A 25,363-nucleotide genomic window follows, 5' to 3' on the forward strand; every position below is an offset into this window, starting at 1 on the left:
ACGTAATGAGCTGACTTTCCGATATAAGAACCTACTTATTGGCCGTTCTGACTACTTCTTTGTTACCCGCATCGAAATCCGGCGGTTTTGTGCCCGGCCTTCTTCGGTGTCGTTCGATGCAACCGGGTGCTCCTGGCCATAGCCTTCTGCGGCCAGCCGATCGTTGCTTATTCCTAGTTTCTCCAACTCAACCCGAACGGAATTAGCGCGATCCTGAGAGAGTTTAAGGTTGCTGGCAGCCACACCCGTGTTATCCGTATAGCCACCAACCTTAACATTCACATTAGGATATGCTTTCAAAATCTGTGCAACGTTACCTAATTGCACCTGAGATTCTGGCTTTAGCGTCGCTTTGCCGGTTTCGAACGTCAGCTTATCAAAATCGAACCAGGTTTCCTTATCGACAGCCTTATCGGAGTTGATGAACTCAATAAGTTGTTCTTCAATTTTACCCACACCCGACAAATTCAGGTCGACACCGGTTTTATCGTTTTTAAACTTCAGTACATTCTCCGTCACTGTTATGTTTTCGGCCGCTGTTGACTTTTCCAGATCAACGCCAGGCATACCGCCCTGAGCCGTAATACCTTCCCGATTACCTTCGCTCGCCGAAGTCGATTTAACCGCAATGTACGGCGCAATGACAAGCGACACGATGGACATCAGTTTGATCAGGATGTTCATGGATGGACCGGATGTATCTTTGAACGGATCACCAACGGTATCGCCCGTAACCGATGCCTTGTGGGGCTCAGATTTTTTATAATACATCTCGCCGTTGATCAATACCCCTTTTTCAAAGGATTTCTTGGCGTTATCCCAGGCACCACCGGCGTTGTTCATAAAAATACCCATCAGCACGCCCGATACTGTTACACCGGCCAGCACACCACCCAGTACTTCGGGGCCAAAAATAAAGCCCACAATAACCGGAACTGTCAGGGCAATAGCGCCCGGAAGAATCATTTCGCGAATCGACGCCTGCGTTGAAATAGCTACGCATTTTTCATATTCCGGCTTGCCCGTTCCTTCCATAATTCCGGGAATCTCGCGGAACTGGCGACGAACTTCTTCTACCATCGCCATAGCCGCACGACCCACAGCCGCAATCGCCAGCGAGGAGAAGATGTACGGAATCATACCACCCACAAAGAGACCGGCCAACACATCGGCCTTGTAGATGTCAATAGCCGAAATACCCGACAAACCCACAAAAGCCGCAAACAGGGCCAGGGCTGTCAAGGCAGCCGAAGCAATAGCGAACCCTTTACCACTGGCGGCTGTCGTGTTCCCAACGGCATCCAGGATATCGGTACGACCACGAACTTCTTCGGGCAGATAACTCATTTCGGCAATACCACCGGCATTATCAGCGATTGGTCCGAAAGCGTCGATGGCCAACTGCATGGCAGTTGTCGCCATCATACCGGCGGCCGAGATAGCCACCCCGTACAGACCGGCAAAGTGATATGACGTATAGATACCGGCAGCCAGCACTAAAATTGGCAACACCGTCGACTCCATACCAACCGACAGACCACCAATGATGTTGGTAGCAGCGCCCGTTGCCGACTGACGAATGATCGACAGCACCGGACGACGACCCATAGCGGTATAATATTCCGTAATGATGCTCATCAGCGCACCCACAATAAGACCTGTTACGATGGCATAAAACACATCCATCCGGTCGAACTCAACCCCCCGAATGGACATCACGCCTTCGGGCAGCATAGCGTTGACCAGAAAATAGGAAGCAACCAGCGTAATACCAATCGATGCCCAGTTGCCCAGGTTCAGAGCAGCCTGCACGTTACCGTTGTCGTCTTTCACACGAACCAGATAGGTCGCGATGATGGAGAAAATCAGACCCAGACCGGCAATGACCATCGGTAGTACAATGGGGGCGTGACCTATAATCGGATCATTCGGGATAACGATCTCGCGGCCCAGCACCATCGTTGCCAGAATCGTGGCTACGTATGAACCAAATAAGTCGGCACCCATACCAGCTACATCACCTACGTTGTCGCCTACGTTATCGGCAATCGTGGCCGGGTTGCGTGGGTCATCTTCCGGAATACCAGCCTCTACTTTACCCACAAGGTCAGCACCAACGTCAGCGGCTTTGGTATAGATACCACCTCCCACCCGCGCAAAAAGCGCGATGGATTCGGCACCGAGCGAGAAGCCTGCCAATACTTCGAGGGCTTTTTCCATGGGTAAACCGTTGACATCGCCCGATGGCTCAACATACAATTTATAGAGAACAATGAACAGGCTACCCAGTCCCAGCACCGCAATACCGGCAACACCGATCCCCATTACAGAGCCACCTGTAAACGAAACCTCGAGGGCTTTAGTCAAACTTGTGCGGGCTGCGTGAGCGGTACGAACGTTTGCCTTCGTGGCTATATTCATACCAATGTACCCGGCCAGCGCCGATAGGAACGCGCCGAGAATAAAAGAAAATCCAATGATTGGACTGGAGTTTGGCACCAGGCTGCCCATGTAGGCCAGCAGAAGCGCTACGATAATGCCAAAATAGGTGAGAACACGCCACTCTGCTTTAAGAAAAGCAATCGCTCCATCAGCAATGTAGCCCGCAATTTCCTGCATCCTGGCGTCACCGGCTTCCTGCTTCGAAACCCACATAAATTTGGTAAACATCACCAGCAGGCCTACAACGCCAAGGATGGGGACCAGATAAACACTGTAATTCATAGAAATAGGTAGAAGTTAAAGGGTTGATTGCCCGCAAAGATAGAATTTGCCTCTGCAATACGACCAAACTCAAGGTAAATTCATTGACTTTTTTTGAGGATTTTTTCGGTTATTCAAGGAGTTTTCTAATTACAGCGGTACAAATCGAGTCCACATTTGGAAGTAGCGAGCAGGCTGTGTAGGTTCATGAAAAACAAGTCTGGATAAAATATATCTATTGAATTTATAACCTTATGCAGAATATCAGTTTGGCATTTCAGCTACTTACAACCATACAATTCTGGCTTATCTATTTTTACCCAAACGCATCACAGTCAATGAGTGCCGATTCCTTGCGGGTACTTGTTAAAGAGGGAACCAACATGGCTGCCGACCTTTCACCCAATAAACGGCAGATTGTCATTGACTTACAGGGAACCATCTGGCTTTTGCCCGCAACGGGCGGTGTTGCCAAACCATTGACCGACCCGCTGGGCGACTGCCGACAGCCGAGTTGGTCGCCGGATGGGCAACAAATTGCGTTCCACTCGTTCTGGGACGGACGGTACCATATATGGACAGTTTCGGCAGCGGGTGGCAAACCCCGGCAACTCACTAACGGACTTTTTGATGACCGTGAACCCCACTGGTCGCCGGATGGCAAACAACTGATTTTTGCCTCCGACAGAAGTGGTAATTATGACATCTGGCAACTAAATCTGGACGATGGAAAACTGACCCAACTGACCCACGACTCAGGTAACGATTTCAATCCCGCTTACGCACCGGATGGCAAACAGGTCGCCTATATTTCTGATCGGACGGATGCGCCGGGCGTTTATGTTCTCCCATTAGGCGGTACTGAAAAATTGGTTACTCCCTCAACAAGCAAACTGGCGGGTGTATCCTGGCAACCCGATGGGTCGCAGTTATTTTACAATACTTTAAACAATACCCAAAGCGGCCTGGCAAGGGCATCCGTTGCCGATGGGAAAGCGGAAATATTGACGGAGGCCAAAGAAGATGTTTTCCCGTTTCGGGCCAGCTGGTTTTCGGCAGATACGTATCTATATACAGCCGATGGGCTCCTGAAACGGCGTCGGCTGGGTAGCGCAACAGCACAGACCATTCCGTTTCAGGTGGTCATTACGTTACCCAGGAACACCTACAAACGAAAAACCTACGATTTCGACAGCCGGAAACCACAGCTTGTTAAAGGCATTAAAGGATCGGCGATTTCGCCTGATGGTAAACAGATTGCATTTGCTGCACTGGGCGACCTTTGGCTGTTGACGAAAGGAAACAAAGTGCCCGAACGCCTGACCAAGGGGCAGTCTATGGAAGTTGAACCCGGCTGGTCGGCAGATGGCACTAAACTGACGTATGTGTCGGATCGAAACGGGAATATGGACGTTTGGATTCGTGACCTTAAAACCGGACAGGACCGGCTGCTGGTAGATATGGCGGATGACCTTCATTACCCAACCTGGTCACCGGATGGCAGCAAGATCGCCTTTTACCAAAGCGACCCGAGAAATGCCTGGGGCCGCAGTACGCTCTATGCAGCCGATGTGACCTATACTGCTGATGTAACGGTGCCCAAAACGCGAAAACTACACGAGTCGTTGTTTGTTCCGAGTCAGGCAAGCTGGTCGCCGGATGGCAAAACCATTGCCGTGTCGGCCCTTCACCCCTACTCGTCGCGGTACCGCGAAGGCGTTAGTGAGGTGCTGCTCCTATCATTCGATGGTAAAAACGACCGTTATGTATCGCCCGCACCAAACCACAGCCTCGCCACACGCGGGCAAAATGGGCCTGTCTGGTCGCCGGATGGCACTAAAATGGCGTATGTGCTCGATGGGCTCCTGTGGATTACCGATGTTAAACCCGACGGCACCATCGTTGGCACACCCCGCCAGCTGACGACTGAACAGGCCGAGACACCCACCTGGACGAGTGACTCAAAAAGCCTGTTATTTCTGGCAACGGACGTTTTCAAACAGGTTTTTCTATCAGACGGGCACATCGATACTTACCCGATGGACCTCTCCTGGACGATAAGCCAGCCGACAGGAACCGTAGTCGTTCATGCCGGACGGCTGTTTGATGGGAAATCCAGCACGTACCGTAACAACGTCGACATCATTATCGATGGGCACCGGATCAAGGCGGTTCTACCCCATCAGGCAGGGCGGCCGGGTAAACTGATCGACGCGTCGACCAAAACGATTATCCCCGGCTTGTTTGAAATGCATACCCATCAGCACTCGATGGTGGGCGAAAAAATCGGTCGGCTGTGGTTATCCTTCGGCATCACCTCCATTCGCGAACCCGGTGCCGACCCCTACGACGCCCTCGAACGAAAAGAAGCCTGGGCCAGTGGCGTACGGCCTGGCCCCCGGCAATTCTTTACGGGCGGCTTAACCGACGGCAACCGAATTTATTACGGAGCCGCCACCAGCATCAACTCCGATGAGCAACTTGACCGTGAACTCAACCGGGCCGTACAATTGGGCTATGACCTGATCAAAACCTATGTTCGTATGCCGGATAACAAACAGCAACGCATTACGGAATTCGCCCACGCCCACGGCTTACCGGTATCCTCGCATGAGATTTTCCCGGCTATGCGCTATGATGTCGATGCCGTAGAACACATTGGCGGCACAAGTCGGCGGGGCTACTCGCCCAAGATTACGGCCATGAACCACAGCTATCAGGACGTGATTCAGCTACTGGCTAAATCCGGCATGAACATTACACCCACGGCTTCCCTGCAGGGCGGTTTTTCAGTACTAACAACGAACGACCCCAGTCTACTCGAAAATCGGCAGTATAAAACGTTCTATTCGGAAGAGTACACAAATGCCCTTCTGGCCGGGTCGGCTCAGTATGCTAAGTTGAGCCCTGGTTATCTAAGCAACTTCGGAAATCTCCAGAAAGGCGTAAAAGCCCTGATTGACGCCGGAGCCCACGTGACTACCGGTACCGACAGCCCTTTTGTGCCCTACGGTATGAGCCTGCATACCGAGCTTCAATCGTTTGTTGGGGCGGGCCTAACGCCGTATCAGGCATTACGCTCGGCTACGTTGTGGGCGGCTGAGACCGTAGGAGTCAGCAAAGACCTTGGGTCGATTGAACCGGGCAAACTAGCCGATCTGGTGATTGTTGACGGAGATCCCCTCACTAACATAAAGGATGCCCTAAATGTAGAGCAGGTTATTCGAAACGGCGAAGTTCTACTTATAAACCAACTCCTTACCCGGCCCTGATAGTGCCCGGATGACTCACGAGGTCGACGATAGCTATCCTTCGTGATCCCAATGCCCGACTTTACCGTCTAGTTTATCCGGTAAAGTCGGGCATTTATGCGTTACACGAACTAAGTAGTTACCGTATATAGACCTACACTAATTACACCCCGGCAAACTCCGAATTTGCCGACAAGCTATAACCCAAATAAGCGGTAAACGTCTATCTATAAACAACTTAAGACATACATACCTTAACCCAAATAAACTACGGTTAAAATCAGATTAAAATATAATTTATTTTGAAATATTTTGTATAACTAATATATAATTCCAAATTTAATCTATTTGTTAAAAATTTATTCTACATATTCACACACAGGTAGGTGTTTATATGCCTCTTATAACATTTCTTAACTTAAACTAAGCTATGATGAGATTATTACTCATGAGCCTTCTATTAGTCGGCTTAAGTTTTTCGAGTGGATGGGCACAAGGCCGAAAGGTCAGCGGCATTATCTCTGCCGAAGAAGGAAATGGTGGTTTTGCAGGTGCGACGATTGTTGTTAAAGGCACAACAATCGGTACAGTAACGGACGTCAATGGGGCGTATACCTTAACGGTCCCACCAGCGGGAAATGCATTGGTTATCTCAGCTGTAGGCATGCAATCGGTTGAAGAGGTAATTGGCAGCCGAACAACCATTAACGTTCAGCTCAAAACAGACACGAAGCAATTAACTGAAGTCATCATTACAGCCCTTGGCGTTAAAGAAGAACGCGACAAGTTTGCCTCGTCAATCTCGACCGTAGGCGGCAAAGGCATCGCTCAATCCGGGGAGACCGGTCTGCTATCGGGCCTGAGCGGTAAGGCTTCCGGCGTGGTGATAACCAAAAGCGGGGGCGATCCGGGTGCCGGTTCATACATTCAGATTCGTGGTCAGAACACGATCAATGGCAACGCCCAGCCCCTTTTTATTGTCGATGGGGTTCCGGTTAGTAATTCCAACGATAATGATGGTTCGGCCGGGGGTAACTCAATTGTTCAGCAATCCCGTATCAATGATATCAATCCCGAAGATATCGAAAGCATGGAAGTGCTGAAAGGCGCATCGGCAGCCGCCTTGTGGGGTACCCGGGCGGCTAATGGTGTTGTGGTAATTACCACTAAAAAAGGAAAAGATTCCAAAGGTAAAGTCAACATCACCTTTAAGTCGTCGGTCTCGTTTGATAAGGTCAACAAAATGCCTCCCCTTCAAACCACCTATGGACAGGGCAGTGGCGGCTTTTTCAGGCAAGGCAATAAGTACAGCTACGGCGACCTGATTGCGGACCGTACCGGTGGACCGGATACTTACATTACAGACCCTTCGGCACCTGGCTACCAGGGCTTCGTTACTTTTCCCGATGGCACCAAACGATATGCCATAGCGTCTGGCAATGCAGCCAATCCACATGGCGGCAAAAACGCCAAAGACATTTATGACCACGCGAACGATGTATTTCAGACGGGTCATTTTACGGACAACGCGATCAATATCAGTGGAGGAAATGCCCGTTCCAACTTCATGCTCAGTTATTCAAATCTGAATCAGGATGGTATTGTCAAAGCCTTCAGCAATTATCAGCGGAATACGGCCCGTATCAATGTGGCCAGCCAGTTCACCGAATGGTTTCGGGCATCGGCCAATGTAGGGTACAGTAAAGTAGGGTCTTCACGTATTCAGCAGGGCGACAACCTCGATGGTATCTTGCTGGGCGGTACGCGTACCCCTTCCGATTTTAACAACCAGTATTATACCGGAACATACACCAATGCATCCGGCCAGGTGTTCAACGATGCCCACGTTTCGTACCGGAATCCGCTGGGTATCGATCAGAACACGATTTATTCGAATCCTGTCTGGAACATCAACAATAACCGCAACACAACCGATGTTGACCGGATCACGGGTAATGTTGAATTAGGAATCACGCCCATGTCCTGGCTAAGCATTACGGGTCGAACGGGTATCGACAATTTTACGGACAATCGTCTGGAGCGATTTGCCCGCAACTCGGCCAACTACCTGAACGGCTTTCTGTCGAAGAACTGGATCACAGAAAAACAGTTCAACACGGATGTATTCATCAATGCGAATAAGACATTCAGCAACGATTTCAGTGGATCGGTCCTGGTGGGGGTTAATTACAACAGCCGTCGAAAGGCTACCCTTTCGGATGCGATCTCCAACCTGATCGTGCCAACCGCGCCCGATATTCTGACCAACGCCCTGAACTCAAACTTATCGGCCAGCAACTACAACTCGCTGATCCGGACCTATGCGTATTACGCCCAGGCCGAAATGCAGGCGTATAACATGCTGTTTTTGACGCTGACGGGCCGTAACGAAAGTGCGTCTACATTTGGCTCAAAAACGAACAGCAGTTTCTTTTTCCCATCGGCAGCCCTGGCGTGGCAGTTCACGAAGCTGAAAGGACTGGAGACAAACACTGTCCTGAGCTTTGGTAAACTCCGGCTTACCTGGGGGCAAGTGGGGATTCAGCCTCAGCCTTACCAGAACTTCACTACCTTTAACCCAGCCACCTTTGGCGATTCCTACGCCAATGGTCTCTCGGCAGCCAGTTCCTTATATGGTGGCGGCTATGTTCGGAGTACAACGGCCGGTAACGACTTTCTGCGCCCGGAACGGAAAACCGAAAGCGAAGTGGGGGTCGACTTACGCTTCCTCAACAACCGGTTCTCGTTCTCAGGAACGGCATACAGCAACAATACCAAGGACGTAATCCTGTCGCTGAATGTACCGTATGAAACAGGGTATGCCGTTCGGAACATCAATGCCGCCGAATTGTCGAATAAAGGGCTTGAATTCGACGCCGGTGCTGACATGTTCCCGCAGAGTGCGTTCAAATGGAATTTGTCGGCCAATTTTTCGATGAACCGCAATAAGGTTGTATCTCTGGCCGATGCATCTGTTTATACCCTGTCGAACACCTACGCAGGGCAATCCCTGATTCCGGGCCAGCCGTTCGGGGTATTCTACGGAACGGACTTCCTCAAGGATGAGTCCGGCAAATACATACTGGATGCCAACGGATTCCCGCAGGGCGGCACCAGCAACGAAATTGTTGGCAACCCGAATCCGAAATGGCGGGGTGGTTTGGGTAGTACCTTCTCTTATAAAGGCGTTTCGCTGTACTTTCTGTTCGACAAAGTCTACGGTAATGACTTTTACAACGGCACACGGGGAGCGCTCTACCTGATTGGTACGCACGGCGACGTGGGTAACACATCGGTTGCTCCCTCCGGTGGCATAAAGGACTACAACGGCAATCGTATTGCCGCTGGCACAAAGTTTCAGGGTAACATACAGGACTTTGGCGCTGGCCCGGTGGCCTTAACGCAGGCCTGGTATCAGGGACCCGGCACTTCCTTCAGCTCAGCTTCTACCAGGCAGTTTGTAGAAGATGGCGGATCGACTCGCCTGCGCGAAGTGACGCTCAATTATAGCCTGCGCAGTCCCGGATTCCGCCGGGTAACCCACCTGTCGTCGGTTGATTTTTCCCTCACCGGACGTAACGTCGTTTTGTGGACTAAATACACGGGTACCGATCCAGAAGTAAGCATCACCGGAGCCAGCCTGGCCCGTGGTCAGGACTGGTTTACCAACCCAAACACAAAATCGATCCTGTTCTCGATCAAGATCAACTATTAATCCGTTTCAGGCTACTTAAACCGATAAGGCACGATCATGAAAAAATTTGTTTCTCATAAAATTACGATTACCCTGTTGAGCCTTACGCTGCTCAGTAGTTGCAGCGACTTGTTCAATGAAGCCAACATTAAAAATAACCCGAACGCCGTTACGGATGTTGATGTGGCCACCCTGCTCTCAGGTACACTTTTGGGCGTTTCGATGCTGCACGAAGACACCGATGTGCGGATTGGCGCCATCTGGTCCGGTCAGTTGAACGGGTTGTCGAGGCAGCACCAGACTTACGCGAGCTACATTGTTTCGGCAGGCACGTTTGGCTGGAGTCCGCTGTATCCGGTTGCGAGTCAGGCACGGTTGATTCAGACAAAAGCCGATGCCGTTGGCGACAAATGGATAAAAGGCGTTGGCCAGGTTCTGGAGGCCCTGGTAATTTCCAAAGCGACGGATCTGTACGGTGACATCCCGTATAGCCAGGCCTTCGACGACGTGAAGTACCCCACCCCTGTCTTTGATAAGCAGGCCGATGTGTATACGGCTCTTCAGGCCGTTCTCGACAACGCCATTCAGAATCTGTCGGCGCCCTCAGGGCTGGCTTTTTCGGGGCAGGATTATCTGTACAAAGGCAATGTGGCTAAGTGGAAAGCGGCTGCGTACACCCTCAAAGCCCGGCTCTATCTCCACACCGGCGATTACGCCAAGGCGGTTACCAATGCGACATCGGGCATTGGCAGCACGGCGGGCGATGCGCTAACCCCACACGGTACCAGCCAGGGCGTAGATGACAATCAGAACTACGACTTTTTCCGAATCACACGGGCGGGCGACACGGGCTTCGACGGGGCTTACCTCCCGGTTCTGATGCAGTCGCGGATTGGTTCAGCCAATACAAAAACCAACGAAACAGCCCTCTATAATCATTATTTTAAAGTGGGCATTTCAACAACAGGGGCGCTGGACCCGAATACCGACGATGGGGCCTTTACCGAAGACGCTCCTCATCCAATTATTACCTACTACGAAAACCAGCTTATTCTGGCCGAAGCACAGGCCCGATTGGGGGTTACGGACAAGGCACTATCGGCCCTCAATACCGTCAGATCCGGTCTGGCCAGCGGCTACCTAAACGGCAAAAATATGTCGGCCACTGGGTTAAAATATGATGCATACACCCTGGCTGATTTTGCTCCCGCCGGGCTGGCGAATCCCATGAAGCTGGCCAGTGTACAAACGGCGCTGCTGTATGAGATTATCACCCAGCGGTATATTTTTTTCCTGATGCAGTACGAAGCGTTTAATGATGTACGGCGCCTGGAAAAAGCCGTTCCTGTGGTACAACTGCCAATCCCCCTGTATGCCGGCACGAAAAAACCACAACGGTTTATCTACCCGCAGAACGAAATCAATACAAACCCTAACGTACCCAAACCCCTGCCCGATCAATTCCAGAAAGTACCGATCTTCCAGTAATAAGTTAATGTTAGGTCAAGTGAGTCAAAAGGCTACCTCAGTTTTAGGTAGCCTTTTCTTATCTTTGGGTTTAATCGTTCAAACTCATTCCCTGCCTGTGTCACTTAGAAAATCGCTTTATACACTGCTCGTCGGCAGTTTGCTCACGTTTCCTTCCTTCGCTCAGGTTCCTTATGGCCCGATCAAACCCGCGGCCCCGGGCGAAATACTCTCGAACCTAAAAAAGCTCAATGTCCTGGGCTCGGTACTTTATGTAGCCGCTCACCCCGACGATGAAAACACCCTGTTGCTATCTTATCTGGCCAAAGAACGGCTCGTTCGTACGGGGTATCTTTCGCTCACCCGGGGTGATGGCGGGCAAAACCTGATTGGCCCCGAGCAGGGAGAGAATATTGGCGTGATCCGAACCCAGGAACTGCTGGCAGCCCGACGCGTGGACGGTCCCGATCAGTTTTTCAGCCGGGCCTATGATTTTGGCTTTTCCAAACAAACTTCCGAAGCGGTTCGTACCTGGGGACAGGAGAAAGTGCTGGCCGACGTGGTCTGGATGATCCGCAAATACCAGCCCGACGTGATCATGACCCGCTTTCCGCCCGATTCCCGCGCCGGTCACGGGCACCATAGCGCGTCCGGTTTTCTGGCCGAAGAAGCGTTCAAAATATCGAATGACCCAACGAAATTCCCCGAGCAGCTGGCTTTCGTAAAGCCCTGGCAGGCCCGCCGAATCATGTGGAACATGTTTATTCCAGGCGCGTTTCTGAGCAATAAAAAACCGGAGGAAGCCGGAAACCTGATCGGCATTGAAACGGGCTTGTATAACCCGTTACTGGGAAAATCATATGGTGAAATAGCGGCCGAAAGTCGCAGCCAGCACAAGAGTCAGGGATTTGGTGTGGCTGCCAACAGGGGTGCTAAAGTTGATTACCTGCTGCTGAAAGGTGGTGATCCCGTTCAGAAAGACCCGATGGAAGGTGTCGATATGACCTGGAAAAGGGTGCCTAACAGTGGAGCCGCTCAGGCACAGGTAACGCAGCTTATCGCGAATTTCAGACCCGATCAGCCAGCAGCTTCGGTACCGGCACTCGTTCAGCTATACGGAACTATCAGCAAACTGGATACGACCAATATTTATGTAAAAGCCAAACGTGAAGAAGTTGAAACGCTGATTCGCCAGTGCCTGGGTCTCTGGTTTGAAACTAACCCCGCCGACTATGCCGCTACGCCCGGCGAGACAATCAAGCTGACAACCAACATCGTTAATCGGGCCGATTTACCTATTACGCTGGTACGGGTTCAGTATTCTACCGGTAAGGATACGACGCTCAACACCCCCCTGAAGCCGAACGACGTTATCTTATTTCCAACTTCGGTAACCATCCCCAAAACGGCGAAGATTTCACAACCGTACTGGCTCGAAAAACCCATCGATAAAGGGCTGTTCCAGGTTGACAATCAGCAGCTCATTGGCCTGCCCGAAAACCCGGCGGCTATGTCGGCCAGTTATACCTTCGAGATTAGTGGTCAGCGTTTTATGTTTACCCGACCGGTCGTTTACAAATCAACGGATCCTGTGGATGGTGAGATTTACCGTCCGTTTATTATTCAGCCCGATGTGATGGCCAACCTGACCGAGCGCGTGTTCACCTTCAGCGACAACAGACCTAAAACAGCCGATATTGTGCTCAGAGCCGGTCGGGCCAATGTATCCGGTACGCTCAAGATGTCGGTGCCCGCAGGCTGGCAAATTGAACCGGCCACGCAACCGTTTACATTGACAAATAAAGGCGATGAGCAGCGGATTACGTTCCGGCTGACCCCTTCTGACAAAGCACAGAACGGCAAGCTGCAGGCGGTGATGACAACCGGCACGGGCACGTTTACGACGGGGCTTCGTTACGTAGCCTACAAGCATATTCCTACGCAGACACTTTTCCCACCGGCCGAGGCCAAACTGGTTAAACTGGATGTAAAAGTGACGGCTAAAAACATCGGCTACATTGTGGGAGCGGGCGATGAAGTACCGGCGGCCCTCCAGCAAATGGGTTGTCGGGTAACCATCCTGGGTCCAACAGAATTAACGGGTAACCTGTCCGGCTACGACGCTATTGTTGTGGGTGTTCGGGCGTATAACACAAATAGTGCCATGGCTCGTTACCAGCCCAGGTTGATGGAGTACGTTAAAAACGGCGGAACGATGATTGTACAATACGTAACACCGGTCAATTCATTCTTCCGGAATGAGTCTCCCCTACCCCAGTTAGGCCCGTATCCATTCACGGTTGTCAACGAGCGTGTAACGGAGGAAGATGCGCCCATGACGTTCATTAACCCGAATCACCAACTGCTCAACTACCCGAACAAAATTACCGACGCCGATTTTTCGGGCTGGATTCAGGAGCGCGGTATCTACTTTGCGCGGGACTGGGACAAAGCGTACGAGCCAATTTTCTCCTCCCACGATCAGAACGAAGCGCCCAAAGAGGGCAGTCTGATTTACGCGAAATACGGCAAAGGGCATTTTATGTACACCGGTCTGGTCTTCTTCCGCGAACTCCCCGCTGGTGTTCCCGGTGCCTATCGACTGTTCGCCAATATGATCTCGGCGGGCAATAATTCGGCGGCTTCCGTATCGGGCTCACAACCGAAAAGGTAGAGTTGCTATTTAAGGCATTTTATTAACGAGAAGCCTGGCGTTCCGGGTTTAGAGTCGATGTGATCGTGTGGTGTAGTGTCAGGTCTAAGGACCCGACATCACACAAATCGCACAATGGCACACATCAGGGTGGTGTCAGGTCCTTAGACCTGACAAGCAAAGTTTCTCAAAACCTTATTGATTGACCATTTAGCCACACGAGGTTTTAAGTAATTCATCCGAAAAGTAAATAGTCAAGTGGCTCACTGGCCGTGAACTCGTCTTATGCGTATAGCTAAAACACGTGTTTTATGGGTTTGCGCAACCGTACGTTATTAAAAGAAGAGCGTTGCTTTTTTATCACAACTACCTGTTATCAGCACCTACCTCTCTTATTTGATTCAGTTTGTTACCGTGTCCTTTTTGATAGTTTTTTGTTCTACAATACAGTCTGTTCGTGAGGTATCAGCCTGCTTGTGGTGGCGGGTCATCTGACCCGCCATAGCGAGGTTTTAAGAAACCTCGTTGATTAACCAGTTAGTCACACGAGGTTTTGAGAAACCTCACTTGTCAGTTTTAAGAAACTGACACCACACACCACTACACCACACACCACTACACGACCATATCGACTCTGTTACCAACCGCGTAACCTTAATTAACGATTACCCAACTGCTTCAGGCGCAGGTATTGCAACAGCATAATCGTTTTGCCATCCATAATCTCCCCCCGTTCCATCATGGCCATCGCCTGACGAACCGATAGTTCCAGAATATCGATTTCTTCCTCGTCGATACCACCGCCATCCGTCCGCTCGGTGTCGGCGGAATATTCGGCGAGATAGAAGAATAACTTCTCGGTTACCGACCCCGGACTCATATAGGCTTCCATTACTTTTTCTACCGACTGAATCCGGTAACCCGTTTCCTCTTCAGTTTCCCGTCGAATGGCGTCTTCCGGGTCTTCATCGTCGAGCAGTCCCGCGCAGGCTTCGATCAGCAGGCCGGTTGGGTTGCCATTCACGAAAGTCGGTAACCGAAACTGACGGGTTAAAATAACCGTATCTGTTTTCGGATTGTGCAACAGAATCGTGGCGCCGTTTCCACGGTCATATGCCTCCCGTTGCTGGGTGGTCCACTCCCCATTTTTTCCCAGGTAATTGAAGGTGAACCGCCGTAATACATACCAATTATCCGATAATATTTTTTCTTCCGTTATTTCGACCCGTTCTGTATGCTCAGCTAACATTTGTTTGATATTGTTAATTTTTGTTTATTTTTGAACAAAACAACGTAATTCAGTATGAATTTCCAACACCGGAAGCAGCTTATTTTACAAACGGTCGATGCGCGTGGCTCCGTGGATGTGCGCGAACTGGCTGATTTACTGCAGTCATCCGAAATGACCGTCCGGCGCGACCTGGTTCAACTGGCAGCTTCAGGCCTGCTGTATCGTACGCGCGGTGGCGCCATGAAAGTTAGCCTGGCCACCGATTCATTCCGTTTTGACAACAAAGCCGCCGTCAACGCCGACCGGAAAGACTATATCTGTCAACTGGCAGCCCAGGAGATACAGGAGGACGATGTCCTTTTCATGGACTGCGGCAGTACGGTATTCCGGCTGTGTCAGTTTATTCGTAACAAACGGATTACGGTAGTTACTAATTCATTGCCCGTTGTGGCGGAGTTACTGTCATCTGAGGTGACGGTCAATCTGGTGGGTGGTGAAGTGGATAAGGGTCGGCAGGCAATTCATGGCCTTATTGCCGAAGAACACATTGCCCGTTATCGGGCCAATCGGGCGTTTATGGGCGTCGACGGAATTTCTCTCGAACACGGGTTAAGTGCGAATAGCGAGAAAGAAGCCAGCATTACAATGGCCATTGCCCGGCAAACGGATAAAGTTTATCTCCTCTGCGATTCGTCGAAACTAGAAACCAACAAATACCTCTATTTTGCGCCCCTAAGCCTGTTTGATGTATTGATTACCGATGCCGAAGCGAAGCCTGAGGTCGTATCGGCTTACCGGCAGGCGGGCGTTACGCTGATTAATTAACCATGTACCAAATCTGGATTGATACCGGTGGCACCTTTACGGATGGCCTTGCCCTGGACGATAACGGAACCCTGCACCGTGCCAAAGTGCTGAGCAGTAGTCGGCTACGCGGCCAGTTGATAAACGGCAACGTGATAGCGCCCTGGTTAACTGCCCCTATTTTTGACGGTTATCAACTTCGCATCAACGAAACAGGTGAGCAATATACGATCAGGTCGTTACAGACCGATGGGCGCCTGATGCTTAACCGTCCTTTCGAGGTAGTTGACCAGCCACTGACGGTTGAATTGTTTACGGGTGAAGAAGCGCCTGTTTTGGCCGCTCGTCTACTGACTCGAACGCCAGTTACCGAACCATTCCCTGCGCTGGACATGCGGCTGGGAACGACCAAAGGCACCAACGCCCTGCTCGAACGGAAGGGAGGCCGGGTCGCCTTACTCGTAACCAAAGGCTTTAAAGACCTGCTGAAAATCGGCAGCCAGCAACGGCCCGATCTCTTTCAACTGGCTATTCCGCCCGCTCAAGTCCTGTATGATTCCGTTTTCGAACTGGACGAACGCATCACGGCCAACGGGCAGATTTTAACCCCCTTATCAGAGCAGAGTATTGCCCGATTAGTAGATGACCTCAGCCGGATCAACCCCGATGCCGTGGCGGTATCCCTCCTCAACGCTTACCGAAACCCGGTTCATGAACGACAGCTACTGGATGCGCTTCAACGGACGGGACACACCTATGTAACGCTTTCCAGCCATGTATCAACCTCTCCGCAGTATGTGTCAAGAACCCAGACAGCGGTGGTCGACGCGTATCTGACGCCCGTTATGCGGTCGTATCTGGATAACGTACAACAGCAGTTAGGCGGTGGGGCGGTTCGTATCATGACCAGTTCGGGTGGGCTGGTTCGGGCGGATTTGTTCCAACCTAAAGACAGCCTGCTAAGTGGCCCGGCGGGGGGTGTTATTGGGGCAAGTGAGGTATCCGGCCGCATCCTGCAACCGCAGGAAAATACCACCGGAAGCAAGGCGCTGTCGGGTACAAAAGGTACGCTCACCCTCGACATGGGCGGCACAAGTACCGATGTGGCGCGGATTCAGGGCGGGCTGGATTACCGATTTTCAACAAAAATTGGCCCGTTCGATTTGCAGCTGCCTTCGCTGGCAATCGAAACGGTAGCCGCCGGTGGCGGATCCATTTGCTGGTTCGATGGGAGCCAATTACGCGTGGGTCCCCATAGCGCCGGAGCCGATCCCGGACCCGCCTGCTACGGAGCCCGCACCATCGCCGACGCAGCCCCGTTACTAACGATCACCGACGTCAATTTGCTGCTGGGCAAACTCCATCCAAAACAGTTTGGCATTCCTGTTTTCCCCGAAAATGCACAGAAAGCACTCGAAGCCGTCAGTCAGCAAATCGAAGCGGCTGGTTCGTTCATGTCATCCATGAGTGTGCTGCGGGGCTTTGAACACATTGCCAATGAGACGATGGCCGGGGCTATCCGAAAAATTTCGGTAGCGCGCGGATTTGACCCCAAAGCGTATTCACTGCTGGTTTTCGGGGGTGCCGGTGGCTTACACGGCTGCGCCATTGCCCGCCGACTAGGTATGGAACAGCTTATTCTACCTTTCGATGGCGGACTACTGAGTGCTTACGGCATTGGCCAGGCGAAAATTGAACGCATGACGGCTCAATCCGTCCTCAAACCATTAACGACCGTTGAGCCTGACCTCGATGTGCTTTGCCGAAACCTGATCACCAAAGCAACCGATCTGCTACGGCAGGATGTTGGCCCGGACACAGTCGTCGAAACTAAATCCATCTCGGTGTTTCTGCGTCTTGTCGGCCAGGAAGCCACCGTCGATGTGCCTTTAAGCAACTGTCTGGCCACCGATTTCGCGCAGAAGTACCAGCATTTGTACGGTCACTTTCCAAGCGGTACCAACGGTCAGCCACGCCCGATTGAAGTAGAAAGCGTACGGGTGCTGGTCAGTACAGCCACCAATGAGCAACCGGTAAGCGGTTCTCCGGTAACGCATCGCCACGCTGTACCCGCCTTCGAAACAGACCACTACCCGGCTTACGACTGGACACTGTTGCGGGAAGGCGACACGTTTCGTGGTCCGGCCTTGCTACTGAACACAACCTCCTCGGCGTTCATCGAACCTGGCTGGCGGCTGGTTGTTCAGGCAGATGGAAATGCCCTTGTCGACTACATCGCCGACATCGAAGAGCCGGGCGAGTCGGAAGCGAGCGAAGTTATTCAGCTTGAATTATTCACCCAGCGTTTCCGCGCCATTGCCGAAGAAATGGGAGCTCAGTTGCAGCGAACGGCCTTTTCGGTCAATGTTAAAGAGCGACTGGATTTCTCCTGCGCCCTGCTCAATGCCAGGGCCGAACTGGTTGCCAATGCGCCCCACATTCCGGTCCATCTGGGGAGTCTGGGCGTTTGCGCCCGATTAGTTTTAGCAAAATTGTCCCTTGAACCGGGCGACGTGGCCATCACGAATCATCCCAAGTACGGCGGTTCTCATTTACCAGACGTCACGCTGATCAGTGGCGTCTTTACCGATGAATCATCGGGCACTCCGCCCCAGTTGATCGGTTACGTCATCAACCGCGCGCACCACGCCGAAATTGGCGGAAAAGTGCCGGGCTCCATGCCACCCGATGCCACATCGCTGGTTGAGGAAGGTGTCGTGCTGGAACCGATGTACGTGGTGAAGGCGGGCGACTTTTTGTGGCAAAGCTACAACGAGACAAGCGGATTAGCGGCCCACTTTACCGATGCCCCCTACCCGACCCGCGCACTGGCCGAAAATCAGGCGGACATTGAAGCTGCCCTGGCTTCCCTGAAAGCAGGCGAAATGGCCCTGCGTACGCTCGTTAGGCAATACGGACTGGCCACGGTGCAGCATTACATGAACCGGCTCCAGCAATCGGCCACCGATGCCATTCTTGCCGTGTTGCAGCCACTCGATGGACAGTCGTTTGCTGCCGAAGAATCCCTCGACGATGGGCACAAAATCTGCGTAAAAATCAGCGTAGCCAATAACCGGATCACATTCGATTTCTCAGGAACATCGGGCGTTCACCCGAACAACCTTAACGCCAATATATCCATTCTGTACAGCGCAGTGCTGTATGTGCTGCGACTCTGGTGCGACAAAGACATTCCCCTGAATGAAGGCTTGATGGCCCCGGTCGACCTGATCCTGCCGGAATCCTCCTTCCTGAACCCGGTCTTTCCCGACAACCCCGCCAGTTGTCCGGCTGTGGTAGGCGGCAACACCGAAGTAAGCCAACGGCTGGTCGACACGCTGCTGAAAGCGCTGGGGTTAGCCGCCTGTAGTCAGGGAACGATGAATAATTTTCTGTTCGGAAAGTCGGCAGAAGCGCCAAATCCATTCGGGTATTACGAAACCATTGGCGGGGGTGCCGGGGCAACAGTTGGTGCCGATGGCCGGTCGGCGGTGCATCAGCACATGACCAACACTAAACTTACCGATCCCGAAGAACTGGAGCGCCGTTACCCCGTTCGGCTCCATGAATTCAGCATTCGCAGCGGTTCGGGCGGCAACGGCCAATGGCGCGGGGGCGACGGTATTATCCGCGAAATTGAGTTTCTGGAACCTGTACAGGCTACACTGCTCAGCCAGCATCGGGTAGAAAGACCATACGGATTGAATGGCGGAGACGCGGGCGCAACCGGTCAGCAAACACTGATTCATGCCGACGGCCGACTGGAAAGTCTGCCGGGCATCTTCACCCGAGCCATGCAGGCGGGAGAACGCATCCGGCTGGAAACGCCGGGGGGCGGTGGCGCTGGCAAAGTGACCGGATAAACGATAATAACTGTTTTCATTACGTTCAAGACCTAACGCCTATGTCAATCAATTTTCGTAAGCTGTTTATCGCTGGTGCTCTGCTCATCGTCACTACTGCATCGTTTGGCCAAACCCAATCGTCCCTAAACAAGGGGCAGGGCCAAACCCTGCAACAGGCCGACAAAGCCCTGAATTCCGTTTATCAAAACGTGTTGAAGCAATACAGCAAGGACGTCGAGTTCATCAAAAACCTAAAAACCGCACAGCGAATCTGGGTTCAGTTTCGGGATGCCGAAGTGAAGATGAAATACCCGAACCGCCCGGCTGGCTATTATGGCAGTTCGCAACCCATGTGTGAAGCAGCTTACCGTACGGAACTTACCCGGCAACGAACCAAAACCCTGACAGTCTGGCTAACGGGCCTTGCAGACGGTGATGTGTGCGCCGGTTCGGTTAAAATGAAGAATTAAGCGACAGTCGATGGGTATATTGGACATAAGCCCATCAAAACTTCACGCACATCTGACCTAAACGTACTGAACGCTGGACTGTTCTTAAGGTAAGCTGCGAGATAGTCCCCTGGGGATGCCCTGTTTGTAGGAGATAAGTCTGTAAATCACGTTTGGCAAACCACACAATTCTACAGCTAGCTGATCACTAACGCGACCAATCTGCTGGCCTTTACCTTATTCTTCGTATGATCAATCAAATAAAAGGTGGTTTTTTCGGGGCGGCCGTTGGCGATGCGCTGGGTGTTCCGGTAGAGTTTTCAGCCCGTACAGCCCTGTCCTACAACCCGGTTGTAAGCATGCGTGGTTACGGGGTCTGGCACCAGCCCCCCGGAACATTCTCCGACGATAGCTCGCTGCTTTTCTGCACAGCGGAAAGTTTGAGCAAGGGGTTCGATCTTGCCGATATGGCCTCAACCTTTGTCAGATGGTATAAAGAGGGCTATTGGGGTGCGCACGATGTAGTATTCGACATTGGCAATGCCACGAGGAGTGCGCTTAACCGGTTGATTTCAGGCACTGATCCAACCTTGTCGGGTGGTATGATGGAGCACGATAATGGAAATGGATCACTCATGCGGATTCTCCCACTGGTCTATTTCCTGAAAAACGAACCTTCAGCCGAAGAACGATACCGAATTGTTCAGTTAGTGTCTGGTCTCACGCATGGTCACTTCCGTTCGGTATTTGCCTGTTTTATCTACGTCGAATTCGGTATCCGGCTCCTGGCAAACATGGACAAGGTTGCCGCCTACAAACAGATGCAGGACTCTGTCAACGAATTCGCGGAGAAAAAAGCGTTTTCCAGTTTGGAAGTCACTCTTTTTGATAAGGTTCTCCGGCAAGACATAAGCCAATGCAAGGAAGACGACATTGGCAGTTCGGGCTACGTGATCGACACGCTGGAAAGTAGTTTATGGTGCCTGCTAACCAGTTCATCGTACCGGGAATGTGTCCTGAAAGCAGTTAATCTGGGTGAAGATACCGATACAACGGCAACAGTGGCCGGTGGACTGGCGGGTATTCTATTTGGTTACAGCGACATTCCGGCAGCGTGGCTTCAAACCCTGATTAAGCATCAGGAGATTCATGCATTAGTGACACGGTTTGCACAAAAACTGGGTACTTCTTAAACTGGCATTGGATGAAACTCGTCTTTTCTACTCTGTTCTCGCTGGTCTTACTCTTCGTAAACAGAGAGACCGTTCGTGGTCAGGAAGTCAGTAAGGAGGTTAGGTACAAAGACTTTTCACTGGTGGGCAAGAGCCTCCTGCTACTAACCCGCTCCGGTCGTCTTGACCTGTTCAACAGCCTCACCGCCAAACAGGCAATACCGGTACAAACAGCGGCTCCCGTTGTTGCCGCAACCATCGACCGTGAAGGCACGATCGTTATCGGCGACACAAACCATTCCATCCAGGCCTATAATTCCCGGCAAAAAACCTGGCGTGTTCTGTCGACCTACACTGATAAGTTGACCGGTATTGTTTTCAACAGCCAGAACCAGTGTTTTTTGATTACGGATAAGGGAATTGTTGATGTCCAAACCCACACGACATACTTCCCCGACAGTTCATTTTATACCAACAGGCAAATTCGGTACACACGAGGCTGGTTTTCCCCGCCGGTCAGCTTTTTAGATTACCAGGATAACCTATGGCTGGGCTTCAATCATGGCGAATGGGGCGGTGATGTATTTTCGTTTGATACCCGCCGGCACGCCTTTCGCCAACTGCAAACGGAACAGATCAGGATGACAACAAACCCGGTAAATGGCTTCTGCGATGATCGCCAGAACGTGTATATGTCGGGAGGTGTCAGCCATATGTTTTTGACGCATGGCTCTATCAGTCGATTTTCGAACGGACTGGCGACACCTGTTTTACAATCCAAAGACAAAGAAACTCCGGTAGAGGTCATGATGGAAGACCCACGCACGGGCAAGAAAAAAAAACAGCGGTTAATTACCTGGAAAGGCGGTCACCGCATCGGTCCAATGGCCTATAACCCGGTCAATACGTGTCTGTATTTTTACTCGCAGTTTGGTATTTTCAAGGGCTCACCGACGGCAGATCTGTCGGATATAAAAAAATGGCTGAATACCCTGAAATTAAATCTCAAGTGGACAGCGAACAGTCCATACGCAGCAGGCCCTGCCATGAATGTCCTGAAAATGCAGTTTACGCCCGACGGCACCCTGCTTTTTCTGACCGAACATAATGGACTGGGCGTCTATACTGGTAAAAACCTGCGCTATATAGAGTAAATCAGAACCGCATCCGTGCTTACAAACGTATCTTCCAAGGCCCTATGTCCTCAACACGACGCCGTTTCCTCACTACTGCCACCGCCCTGACCGGTGCCGCGTTGCTTCCTGACAGTCAATCCGTTCAGGCGAAATCAGCCGTAAAGTCGTTTCCCATTGCCTGTAACTCCTACACCTGGCTTACCTTCTACGAGCGGCAGGGCAAAACCTGGATGGCCGATCCCGATGCATCGCTGGCCGAACTAGCCAAAACAGGCATAACGGCCTATGAGCCGGGGGTTACTTCGGCGGCCGAGGTCACGAAGCTCCTTCCTTTCCTGACAAAGCATAAGCTGTCCATGCATTCGCTTTACGTGAACAGCACGCTCCACCAGGCGCATGAGGCACAAAAATCCATCGACTCGGTACTGGAAATTGCGGAGGCCGCCCGCCCCGCCGGAACGTCGATCTTCGTCACAAACCCGAGTCCTATTAAATGGGGCACGAACGACGATAAGACGGATGCTGACCTGATCGAGCAAGCCCGCAACCTTAACCGGCTTGGCGCTGAGCTTCGCAAACGGGGCATTACCCTTGCCTACCACACCCACGCCCCTGAGCACCGGCAGGCCGCCCGCGAATTTCACCATATGCTGCTGGCCACCGACCCGAAAAACGTATCCCTTTGTCTGGATGCCCACTGGGTGTATCGGGGTTCGGGGAATTCGCAGGTAGCGCTGTTCGATGTAGTGAAGCTGTATGGCAAACGGGTCGTCGAAATCCACATCCGCCAGTCAAAAAACGGCATCTGGCAGGAAACGTTCGGGGAGGGTGATATTGATTACAAGCGACTTGCCAGTGAGTTAAAAGCACAGGATGTACGTCCGAATCTGGTGCTGGAACAATGTCTGGAGAAAGGTTCGCCCGATACGATGAATGCGGTGGATGCCCATAAACAAGACCTGGCCATGGTAAAAACCTTGTTTGCCGGGTTGATAGGATAGCAAAACAAAGCGGGCGCTTGTGGGTTAGTTAATGTATGGAGCACTGTGCTCCTGACAACCTTACAAACTCACGTTAGTATCATGCAACCCAATATTGGCCTTGAAAAAGATGTCCTCAAACAGGACAACATACTCCTCAACGATTTCCTGTCCGACCTTCATGTGCTGTACATCAAAACCCGCAAATACCACTGGAATGTAGCGGGTCCGAATTTTATGGAATACCATAAATTCTTTGAGAAACAGTACAAAGCCATTGAAGCTGAGATTGACGAAGTGGCCGAACGCATCCGGCAGTTAGGCGGTACCCCGCTGGCTACCATGGCCGAGTTTATCCATAACACCAGTCTGAAGGAAGATTCGGGTAAGCCGAAAGACACGGCGGATATGTTCAGAAATCTGCTGTCCGATCACGAGCAGATTGTTCGTGAACTGCGCGAAGATGTAGATAAATGCGATGAAGAGCTGAAGGATGCCGGCACCGCCGATTTCCTGACGGGTCTAATGGAAGCGCACGAGGCAATGGCCTGGATGCTGCGTAAATACCTCTCGTAGTGAAAAATGGGGAGTGGTGACCTATAAATGATGCGGTAATTAACTACATTCATCATTTATACGTCACCACTCCCTATTTCTATCAGTGCCTAAAGTTCTATCTTTCCGCGCCGGTCTTGGCAGCGTCTTGTTCTGGTCGGTGATTTCGGCCGCTTTTATCGGTCCCGGTACTGTAACAACCTGCTTAATGGCGGGGTCGCGCTTCAGTCTCGATTTGCTTTGGACCCTCACCTTCTCTACCATTGGCACCATTGTTTTACAGGAAGCAGCCGCCCGGGTTACTATTGCTTCAGGGCTAAGTCTGGGCGAACTCCTGACCCAGACCTACGGATTACGCGTTCGCTGGCTGATGGTCGTCCTGTTTAGCGCCGTAGCCCTGGGTTGTGCAGCCTATCAGGCGGGTAATATACTAGGAGCAGTATCCGGTCTGTCGCTGCTCACCGCAGATCGCATAACGGCCCTCACTCCTCAACTACTAACAGTCTTACTCGGCCTTATCTGCATCGGTTTGCTCTGGCAGGGGTCTACCCGACTCATTGCCAACTTCCTGGGGTTGATTGTTTTCGTTATGGGCGTCGCCTTTGCCTATGTAGCGGCCAATGCATCGTTTACACCCGTTCAGTTCACATCGGCGCTTTTCGTTCCTTCACTCCCGGCCAACGCTACCGTGCTGGCGATCGGGCTGATTGGCACCACCATCGTACCATACAACCTTTTTCTTGGTTCCGGTATCGGGCAATCTCAGCCGTTGTCAGAAATGCGCTGGGGCATTAGTATTGCCGTGCTCATTGGCGGGCTTATTTCGATGGCAATCCTCGTATCGGGCACGCTCGTAACCGGCGATTTCTCGTTTCAAAACGTTGCTCAGACCCTAACCACCCGGCTGGGCAGCTGGGCTGCGGCTTTGTTTGCCTTTGGACTCTTTGCGGCTGGTTTCACCTCTGCCCTAACGGCCCCGTTAGCCGCTGCTATAACCGCTAAAAGCCTGCTGGGCTGGCCGGAAAACTCCGTAGCATATAAGGCCGTTTGGCTTACCGTTATGGCGGTAGGGCTGACGTTCGGGTTACTGGGTATCAAACCCATACCGGTCATCGTGCTGGCACAGGCGGCCAATGGATTACTACTGCCCGTGGTAACGATATTTTTATTCATTGCCGTCAATAACAAAGTAATTATACCGAAAGAATATCGTAACCGGCTGTGGCAAAACGTACTCATGCTCTTCATTGTAGCGGTCACGGCCTTTCTTGGCTTACGAAATGTGTGGCTGGCACTGATGGCCAACTAGACCTGCTTCGAGCGGTACGCGACCCGAATCCAATGCCAAACCACGCTTCTCCACACCTATCGGATCGTTAATCTGACGAATCTATCAGCCCGCAACTTGACGCACTTATCGTAC

Annotated in this window: 14 protein-coding genes; 12 read left to right on the top strand and 2 right to left on the bottom strand. The window is 51.7% G+C overall.

Annotated elements, in window-relative coordinates:
• Nucleotides 1-51: 51 nt before the first annotated feature.
• Nucleotides 52-2,724, bottom strand: coding sequence for a sodium-translocating pyrophosphatase (locus tag ACYVJM_RS18635; protein ID WP_461149738.1), 2,673 nt, complete (start codon nucleotides 2,722-2,724; stop codon nucleotides 52-54).
• Between the two features lie 317 nt (nucleotides 2,725-3,041).
• On the opposite strand from ACYVJM_RS18635, the gene ACYVJM_RS18640 reads away from it, so the two are divergent.
• From ACYVJM_RS18640 to ACYVJM_RS18655, 4 genes are all read left to right on the top strand, one after another.
• Nucleotides 3,042-5,975: an amidohydrolase family protein gene (locus ACYVJM_RS18640; protein WP_461149739.1), complete on the top strand. Its 2,934-nt coding sequence runs from the start codon at nucleotides 3,042-3,044 to the stop codon at nucleotides 5,973-5,975.
• 409 nt (nucleotides 5,976-6,384) lie between these two features.
• On the top strand, nucleotides 6,385-9,669 hold the full coding sequence (locus tag ACYVJM_RS18645; protein WP_461149740.1) for a SusC/RagA family TonB-linked outer membrane protein: 3,285 nt from the start codon (nucleotides 6,385-6,387) through the stop codon (nucleotides 9,667-9,669).
• A 36-nt stretch (nucleotides 9,670-9,705) separates the two neighbouring features.
• Entirely contained in the window at nucleotides 9,706-11,136 is a 1,431-nt protein-coding gene (locus ACYVJM_RS18650; protein WP_461149741.1) for a SusD/RagB family nutrient-binding outer membrane lipoprotein, read from the top strand.
• 97 nt (nucleotides 11,137-11,233) lie between these two features.
• Nucleotides 11,234-13,789, top strand: a complete 2,556-nt coding sequence (locus ACYVJM_RS18655; RefSeq protein ID WP_461149742.1) for a PIG-L family deacetylase — start codon at nucleotides 11,234-11,236, stop codon at nucleotides 13,787-13,789.
• A 637-nt stretch (nucleotides 13,790-14,426) separates the two neighbouring features.
• Here ACYVJM_RS18655 and nudK read toward each other — a convergent pair.
• Nucleotides 14,427-15,017, bottom strand: coding sequence for a GDP-mannose pyrophosphatase NudK (gene nudK / locus ACYVJM_RS18660; RefSeq protein WP_461149743.1), 591 nt, complete (start codon nucleotides 15,015-15,017; stop codon nucleotides 14,427-14,429).
• Nucleotides 15,018-15,071: 54 nt separating this feature from the next.
• Between nudK and ACYVJM_RS18665 the strand changes: the two genes are divergently transcribed.
• The 8 genes from ACYVJM_RS18665 (at nucleotide 15,072) to ACYVJM_RS18700 (ending at nucleotide 25,249) form a co-directional block, all read left to right on the top strand.
• Nucleotides 15,072-15,824, top strand: a complete 753-nt coding sequence (locus ACYVJM_RS18665; protein ID WP_461149744.1) for a DeoR/GlpR family DNA-binding transcription regulator — start codon at nucleotides 15,072-15,074, stop codon at nucleotides 15,822-15,824.
• A 2-nt stretch (nucleotides 15,825-15,826) separates the two neighbouring features.
• Complete coding sequence (locus ACYVJM_RS18670; RefSeq protein ID WP_461149745.1) at nucleotides 15,827-19,666, top strand: hydantoinase B/oxoprolinase family protein; 3,840 nt, start codon at nucleotides 15,827-15,829, stop codon at nucleotides 19,664-19,666.
• A gap of 41 nt (nucleotides 19,667-19,707) precedes the next feature.
• On the top strand, nucleotides 19,708-20,118 hold the full coding sequence (locus ACYVJM_RS18675; RefSeq protein ID WP_461149746.1) for a lysozyme inhibitor LprI family protein: 411 nt from the start codon (nucleotides 19,708-19,710) through the stop codon (nucleotides 20,116-20,118).
• A gap of 227 nt (nucleotides 20,119-20,345) precedes the next feature.
• Nucleotides 20,346-21,290, top strand: a complete 945-nt coding sequence (locus ACYVJM_RS18680) for an ADP-ribosylglycohydrolase family protein (RefSeq protein WP_461149747.1) — start codon at nucleotides 20,346-20,348, stop codon at nucleotides 21,288-21,290.
• Nucleotides 21,291-21,301: 11 nt separating this feature from the next.
• Complete coding sequence (locus ACYVJM_RS18685; RefSeq protein WP_461149748.1) at nucleotides 21,302-22,423, top strand: hypothetical protein; 1,122 nt, start codon at nucleotides 21,302-21,304, stop codon at nucleotides 22,421-22,423.
• A gap of 44 nt (nucleotides 22,424-22,467) precedes the next feature.
• Nucleotides 22,468-23,406 carry a sugar phosphate isomerase/epimerase family protein gene (locus ACYVJM_RS18690; protein ID WP_461149749.1) on the top strand — a complete coding sequence of 313 codons (939 nt, stop codon included), beginning with the start codon at nucleotides 22,468-22,470 and terminating at the stop codon, nucleotides 23,404-23,406.
• Between the two features lie 81 nt (nucleotides 23,407-23,487).
• Nucleotides 23,488-23,961, top strand: coding sequence for a Dps family protein (locus ACYVJM_RS18695; protein ID WP_461149750.1), 474 nt, complete (start codon nucleotides 23,488-23,490; stop codon nucleotides 23,959-23,961).
• A gap of 85 nt (nucleotides 23,962-24,046) precedes the next feature.
• Nucleotides 24,047-25,249 (top strand): NRAMP family divalent metal transporter, encoded by a 1,203-nt coding sequence (locus ACYVJM_RS18700; RefSeq protein WP_461149751.1) that lies wholly within the window; start codon nucleotides 24,047-24,049, stop codon nucleotides 25,247-25,249.
• Nucleotides 25,250-25,363: the final 114 nt, after the last annotated feature.

This window comes from Spirosoma pulveris (genome assembly GCF_054781875.1).